This window comes from Ruegeria spongiae (genome assembly GCF_023502395.1).
Lineage (GTDB): Bacteria > Pseudomonadota > Alphaproteobacteria > Rhodobacterales > Rhodobacteraceae > Ruegeria_C > Ruegeria_C spongiae.
Genome location: NZ_JAMFMB010000018.1, coordinates 95,349 through 101,844, shown reverse-complemented (window position 1 = coordinate 101,844; position 6,496 = coordinate 95,349). Strand labels below are relative to the sequence as shown.

8 protein-coding genes are annotated in these 6,496 nt (G+C 59.9%); 5 read left to right on the top strand and 3 right to left on the bottom strand.

What is annotated here, in order from left to right:
• A partial coding sequence (locus tag M3P21_RS14820) for a hypothetical protein (protein ID WP_249711006.1) occupies nucleotides 1-260 on the top strand: 260 nt, incomplete at its 5' end.
• 45 nt (nucleotides 261-305) lie between these two features.
• Here the strand turns inward: M3P21_RS14820 and M3P21_RS14815 are convergent.
• The gene (locus M3P21_RS14815) at nucleotides 306-1,391 is read right to left on the bottom strand and encodes a tyrosine-type recombinase/integrase (RefSeq protein ID WP_249711004.1); all 1,086 of its coding nucleotides are present in this window, start codon (nucleotides 1,389-1,391) and stop codon (nucleotides 306-308) included.
• Nucleotides 1,392-1,502: 111 nt separating this feature from the next.
• Between M3P21_RS14815 and dusA the strand changes: the two genes are divergently transcribed.
• A complete protein-coding gene (gene dusA, locus M3P21_RS14810) occupies nucleotides 1,503-2,522 on the top strand; it encodes a tRNA dihydrouridine(20/20a) synthase DusA (protein WP_283780994.1) in 1,020 nt (339 codons plus the stop codon).
• 429 nt (nucleotides 2,523-2,951) lie between these two features.
• Here dusA and M3P21_RS14805 read toward each other — a convergent pair whose 3' ends face one another.
• Nucleotides 2,952-3,644: a hypothetical protein gene (locus tag M3P21_RS14805; protein WP_249711000.1), complete on the bottom strand. Its 693-nt coding sequence runs from the start codon at nucleotides 3,642-3,644 to the stop codon at nucleotides 2,952-2,954.
• A 241-nt stretch (nucleotides 3,645-3,885) separates the two neighbouring features.
• Here M3P21_RS14805 and M3P21_RS14800 point away from each other — a divergent pair, with 241 nt between their 5' ends.
• The 3 genes from M3P21_RS14800 to M3P21_RS14790 are packed head-to-tail and all read left to right on the top strand — an operon-like array spanning nucleotide 3,886 to nucleotide 6,246.
• Nucleotides 3,886-4,710: a sulfite exporter TauE/SafE family protein gene (locus M3P21_RS14800; RefSeq protein WP_249710998.1), complete on the top strand. Its 825-nt coding sequence runs from the start codon at nucleotides 3,886-3,888 to the stop codon at nucleotides 4,708-4,710.
• Complete coding sequence (locus M3P21_RS14795; protein ID WP_249710996.1) at nucleotides 4,704-5,489, top strand: hypothetical protein; 786 nt, start codon at nucleotides 4,704-4,706, stop codon at nucleotides 5,487-5,489. The genes M3P21_RS14800 and M3P21_RS14795 overlap by 7 nt, the downstream gene beginning before the upstream one ends.
• A 31-nt stretch (nucleotides 5,490-5,520) precedes the next feature.
• Nucleotides 5,521-6,246 (top strand): SpoIIAA family protein, encoded by a 726-nt coding sequence (locus M3P21_RS14790; protein ID WP_249710993.1) that lies wholly within the window; start codon nucleotides 5,521-5,523, stop codon nucleotides 6,244-6,246.
• A gap of 4 nt (nucleotides 6,247-6,250) precedes the next feature.
• Here M3P21_RS14790 and M3P21_RS14785 read toward each other — a convergent pair whose 3' ends face one another.
• Nucleotides 6,251-6,481: a DUF1289 domain-containing protein gene (locus M3P21_RS14785; RefSeq protein ID WP_249710990.1), complete on the bottom strand. Its 231-nt coding sequence runs from the start codon at nucleotides 6,479-6,481 to the stop codon at nucleotides 6,251-6,253.
• Between the last annotated feature and the right edge of the window lie 15 nt (nucleotides 6,482-6,496).

Genomic DNA, 6,496 nt, shown 5'->3' with positions numbered 1-6,496 from the left:
TCCAATACATTCGAGAACTGGAGTCGGAAAACAGACGTTTGACCAATGAGCTTTCGGAGGCTTCCAAGCAAACCAGAGCGAAGTTGTTCCTCGATGAGGCTACAAAAACGCTTGCAGGGTGGCAGGCATGGTCAGCAGTCGCGGCGGGTGCGCTATTTGTTGCTAGCCAATTCGGCGGCTCAGCGGAGGCTCTTGGGTCCTGTCTCGAGAGCATATCTCCTAGTTCCCCGGAGCTATTTGAACCGTTAACTGAAATCTAGCACTGACGTTGTGGACTTTCGGAGGCAGCTTGGGGCAGGGGCGGGCTAGGTCACCCGCTCAATCCATTCCCAGCACTCGTACTTGTCGCCCAACTGTCGGACATGGGTATAGCGTTCTAGACTCTTCCATGCTTTGTGCCCCGTCGCAGAAGCCAGTTGCGGCACGGTCCGGCCTATCTCAGCAAGGCGTGAAGTTCCTTCATGGCGTAGGTCGTGAAAGTGCAGGTCTTCGATCCCTAGGAACTTGCAGGCCTCTGTGAAGCGGCGGCTAACTGTGTCGGAGTTGTATGGGAATATCCGGTCTTTCTTCTTAGGCATTGCGTCGATGATTGCGCAGCAGGGGTCCGGTAGCTCCACCCAAGTATCCACACCGCCTTTTTCACCGGGGTTCTTCATCTTGCGGACAAGTACCCGCTGCTCGTCAGGCTCATAGTCTTCCCAAGTGATGCGGCATATCTCCGCCTGACGGCGGGTAGAGAACAGGGCAAAGGCCACAACCTTGTGCATCGGCATCGTGCGCGGGTTTGCCTCTGTAGCGCGCACAAAATAGGTCATAAGCTTGTCTAGTTCGTCCAGCGTAGGGCGACGTGTCCTTTCGTCTGGTTTGGAAACAAAGCCCATGGCTGAACAGGCTTTTTGCGCGTCTTTCATCGCCTGTGCGTCCAGAGCGAAGCCCCAGAGAGGGCGCGCGGTTGAGAATACGCCCGACAGGTGCGACAGGTAGTTCAGCGCAGTAGACGCTGAATTCAGGCCGGGGCGGTCATGTAGCTGCTGAACGAATTTAACAATGTCGTGACTGGCAATCCTATCGCAGGGCATTTGCGAGATATCATACTCATCGCGGATAGTGCGGAGAACCTGAGCCTTGGTCTTGCCAATCTCAGTCATCGACTCGTCAATGTACTTGTCGATGGCGTCAGCTAGGGTCACGCGCTTTTCGCTTCGCTTCTTGGGGGTGCGACCGGCTGCTATTTCTTTGTCTATTTCCTTCTCCCGGTTCTTAGCCCAAGTCTCCGCCGTCTTGCGTTTGTCAAAGGTGCGGCTTTCCTGATAGTTGGATGCGCGACGGATGATTTGCGCTAGAAAGGACTTGCTGCCGTCTTTGCGGGTTCGCTCAATGATGCTCGCCATGTTTGGTATGACTCCATTCAAATCGGTATGACTCGGAGTCATACAACATGCCAAAACGGACGGAAATATGGCAAAATCGAACAGAAATATACCAATGCAAAAATACGATATATGACAAAAAATACAGTAAAATCAAATATTAGCCGATCAGCACGCTTATCTGTCGCCCCGATGATGGACTGGACCGACAAGCATTGTCGTTATTTGCATCGTCTGCTGAGTGGCGAAGCGCTGCTCTATACCGAAATGGTGACCGCGCCCGCGTTGGTACGGGGCGGGGCGCTGCATTTGCTCGAGTTCAGTCCCGAGGAGTTTCCTGTGGCGTTGCAACTGGGCGGTTCGAATCCGGTAGAACTGGCAGCGGCGGCGCGGCTGGGGCAGGCGGCGGGCTATGATGAGATCAACCTTAATTGCGGCTGTCCCTCGGACCGCGTGCAATCGGGCACATTCGGAGCCGTGCTGATGAAGGACCCAGGCCGGGTTGCCGCCTGTGTGGCTGAGATGCGCGCGGCGGTGGATGTGGATGTCACGGTCAAATGCCGTATCGGCGTTGACGACCAGGACCCCGAAGAGGTGCTGCCCGAATTCCTTGCCCGGATCGTGGCCGCCGGATGCGAGCGGGTCACGATCCACGCGCGCAAGGCCTGGCTGCAGGGGCTCAGTCCCAAGGAAAACCGGGACATCCCGCCGCTGGATTATGATCTGGTCCACCGCATGAAGGGGCTGTTTCCGAACCTGCATATTTCGATCAATGGCGGTGTGACCTCGCTGGAACAGGCGCGGACCCATCTGGAGGGTGGTCTGGACGGGGTGATGATCGGGCGCGCGGCCTATCACCAGCCCGCCGATATTCTCAGTACCGCAGATCGCGACATTTTCGGGCGCGATCATGTGAGCGATCCGGTCGATGTCGTGCATGCCATGCTGCCCTATATCGAGGCGCATCTGAGCGCGGGCGGGCGGCTGCACCAGATTTCGCGCCATATGCTCGGGCTTTTTGCCGGACGGCCCGGTGCGCGGGCCTGGCGGCGGCACCTGTCCGAAGGGGCGGCCCGCAAGCAGGCAGGCCCCGAGCTGGTCGAAGCAGCGCTGGCGCTGGTCGCGATGCAGCCAGAGGCGCGGGCAGGGTGAGTATCGTCAGAGCATTTTGGTCGGGCGCGGGGTCGTTCTGTTTGGCGTCGCGCGCCAGAAACGGGTCCACGCCGGTGACGTGGCGATAGAACTCCTGCCCGTAGACGACCTGAGTACCCCGCGTTGCGCCGGTTCCGAACAACCAGCCGGTATAGGTATCGGAGAACTGGTCCGTCCCGCGATAAGAAATGACGGTTTCGCCTGCCAAACCAGCGGGGCCATCAGGGTCGATAGAGTACGTGAGGGCGTAAAAGTCGACGTCTTCGTGTATGGGCTTACCATCTTCGCCCAACAGCACCGAGGAATCGAAGTCTATGTTCGCGCTTCCGACTTTCGTGCCAGCTCCTCCCAATCCGGTAAGGCCTTCGTTGTATCCACGGTTGTAGGAATCCATCGCGAGGATCGCCAGAAACAGATCGTTTGAAATTGTCATTTGTTGCCTCGAATGAACTCGTTGCGTGTTATTTCGGATGCAAGCGTACGAAAATACGGCTCATTCTCTCCGCGCTTTCGCGCCTCGGATGCCCGCCGTAACGCGGCCTTCATATTCTTCGCGATGGTTCTAAAAAATGATGCACTCAACACCGCCTCGACCCGCCCTTGCGTCACCGGCTCCTCCGTCACCTGAATGGTCAACCGCCGGATCGCATAGCCGGGGCCGAAACTTGCGGCGAGGTCGTGCGGGTCTACCAGTTGGACGGTCTTAGGGTCGTGGATATCCCCGAAGGTGACCATTTGCGGCCAGAGCTTTCGCGGCACCTCCAGCGGCTCGGCCTGCCGTTCGACGCGGCGGATGGACTCCTTGAACCCGCCCACATCCTCGTTCTCGTTGCTGAGGATCAACCAAATCAGCTTGCCCGCGCCCTCTTCGATCAGGGCAAAGAGATAGCGCCCGCCCAGATCCGCCACCACGGCCTCTCCGGTCAGATCGGTGTGGTTGCTGTCCATTTGCTGCATCCATGCGCGCGCGCCGGTGAAATCCACCCGGATCACGCTTGAGGCGGTCATTGGCCCGGTCGGCGTGTCGAGATAAAGCACCAGTTTCTGATGCCAGTCGGCCTTTTTGGCGCAGCCCGGAAAAAACAGAACGGACAGCAGGAGGAGTGTTGCGATGTGTTTCATGCGCTCTGCGCCTTTGATCGTTTCTCTGGTTCAAACTTCATGCAATCCTGGCGAAACACAACCGGCGTACATTCTCTTTATTCGGGTTTTTTCGAGCGATCCCCGTCACAACAGCCACAGGCGCTTTTGGTCTGGTAAACGTGCGGGGCGCACGAAGACGCGGTCTGTTTCGTGCTGCGCAGCAGCTTCCCCTTTAGCCACAGCGGGTGTACCTACAAAGGGTCGAGACAGGGGGGTGATCATGCCGGAAACCGGATTGTTGCTGCAGATGTTGGCGATGCTGCTGGCGATCGGCGCTTTTGCCGGTGTGCTGGCCGGTTTGCTGGGCGTTGGCGGTGGTATCGTTCTGGTACCGGCCTTTTTCTACGCATTCCAGACGCTTGGCTATGGCGGTCCACAGCTGATGCAGCTGTGTCTGGCGACCTCGCTGGCGACGATCATCGTCACCTCGGTGCGCTCGGTGTTGAGCCATAACAAGAAGGGCGCGGTGGATTGGGATATCCTGCGCGGCTGGTGGCCGGGGATCGCGATTGGCTCGGGGCTTGGTGTGCTTGTGGCGTCCTATCTGCATACCGACGTGTTGCAGGCGCTGTTTGGTGTGCTTGGGATGGTGATCGGGGCTTATCTGGGCTTTGGCCGGTCTGAATGGCGTCTGGGCGATGCAATGCCGCATGGGGTGAAACGGGCGGTGCTGTCGCCCTCGGTGGGGTTTCTGTCGGTGCTGATGGGCATTGGTGGCGGCAGTTTCGGGGTGCCGCTGATGAGCCTCTACAACACACCCATTCACCGGGCGGTGGCGACGGCGGCCGGGTTCGGCGTGATTATCGCTGTCCCTTCGGTTGCGGGGTTCCTGTTTCTCGACGTTGATCCGGGGCATCGTCCGCCCTACACGATCGGCGCGGTCAATCTGGTGGCTTTCTTTGTTGTCATCGCCATGACGCTTGTTACTGCGCCCTGGGGTGTGAAGCTGGCCCATGCGATGGACCCGAAGCCGTTGAAGCGGGTCTTTGCGGTGTTTCTGACGCTGGTGGCGCTGAACATGCTGCGCAAGGCGCTTGGATGGTAGAGGGGTTCCGGCAGACGGGCTGGTTCAGGTTTCCCTTCGATCCGGTTCTGGCGGATTGGGTTTCCCACGCTTTGCCAGCCGCGCGTGCTGCCGTCGATGATCCCAAACACGGCGAGTGGCATGATTGCGAGGGCACGTGGTTCATCGGCGTGGATGCGTTGGAGAACGACAGCGACGGGCGGGTGAATGATTCGCCAGCGCTTGCCGGGCAGGCGATGGATTTCATCCGTCAACATCTGGGGGCGCAGGAGTTGCACAAGGCGCAGGTCTCGGTCATCTACCCCGGCTATCCGCGGCCAAGGCGCAACGAGGGCGAGGCCGCGTTCCGCTATCGCGCGCGCCGGGATGCGGCGCATGTGGACGGGCTGCGACCCTCGGGGCCGGAGCGCCGCCGCCGGGTCGAGGAACCGCATGCCTGGATATTTGGTATTCCGCTGACCGTTGCCAGCGCGGACGCCGCGCCGCTGGTCCTGTGGGAGGGCAGCCACCATCCGCTGGGCCGCGCCTTTGCCGATACGTTTGCGGCGCACCCTTTGGAGGCTCATGCAACGCTCGACATAACCGATATCTATCAGGCCACGCGCCGCGAGGTGTTCGAAAGCTGCCCCCGGATCGAGCTGCCCGCACGCCCTGGCGAGGCCTATCTGCTGCACCGCCACCTGCTGCATGGTGTGGCACCATGGGCCGAAACCGCAACCGCTGACCCGGATGGACGGATGATCGCCTATTTCCGGCCCGAGTTTCCGGAAGGGCTCGCGCGGTGGTTGCAAAGCGACTAGGCTGCGCTCAGATCAATGAGGGAGCTTGTGAATGATTTCCGTTGAAACACAGATGGATGGCGCCTTGCTGGAGGTGGAACTCTCGGAGCAGATCACTGCGCAGGATTACGACACGGTTCTGATTCCGGCGGTAGAAAAAGCGCTGGAAACCCATGACCGGATCCGGCTGATGATGACATTCGGGCAGGAGTTTCAGGGCTATGACCTGTCCGCCGCCTGGGCTGACAGCAAGCTGGGGCTGAGCCATTGGAGCGGCTTCGACCGGATTGCGGTGGTGACCGATACCGGCTGGCTGCGCAACTCGATCCGGTTGGCGGCGCCGATCCTGCCATGTCCGATGCAGGTCTTTGATCTGATCGACGCCGAAACCGCGCGCCGCTGGCTGCGCGAGTCGCTGGGCTCTGTGCATATGATCGATCTGGGCGGGCCATGCCTGCAGGTCAAGCTGATGGGCAAGCTGGACCCCGAGGTGATTGCCAATGCCGAAAAGGATCTGGATGCGCAGATACGGGCGCGCGATGGATTCCGCCTGCTGCTGGATCTCAGCGAGTTCGATGGTTGGCAGGGGCTGTCGGCGATGGTCGCGCATTTCAGCCTCGTGCGCGAACATGCCGCCACCCCGGAACGCGTCGCCGTGGTCGGTGATCACGCCTGGCAGCGTGCGGCGCAACATCTGATGGGCCGGTTTCTGAACGCCGATAGCCATTTCTTCGATGTGTCGGATATCGAAGGGGCCAAAGCCTGGCTCAAAGCCTGAGCGATCAGCTTTTCAACCGGGCCGCGCGCCCACCGCGTCGTTTGACCAGACGCGGGGCGCGGTCGGGCAGTTCCTCCATGATGGCGGCGCGCTCGGCGGGTTCCATCTTTGACCAGCGGGTGATCTCGTCGATGGTGCGGTAACAGCCGGTGCAGATGCGCTCGACCGGATGGACGACGCAGATATCCACGCAGGGGCTTTCGATCTCGTTTCGTTTCCAGACCGGTTTATCCATCAGGCCGCAGGCTTT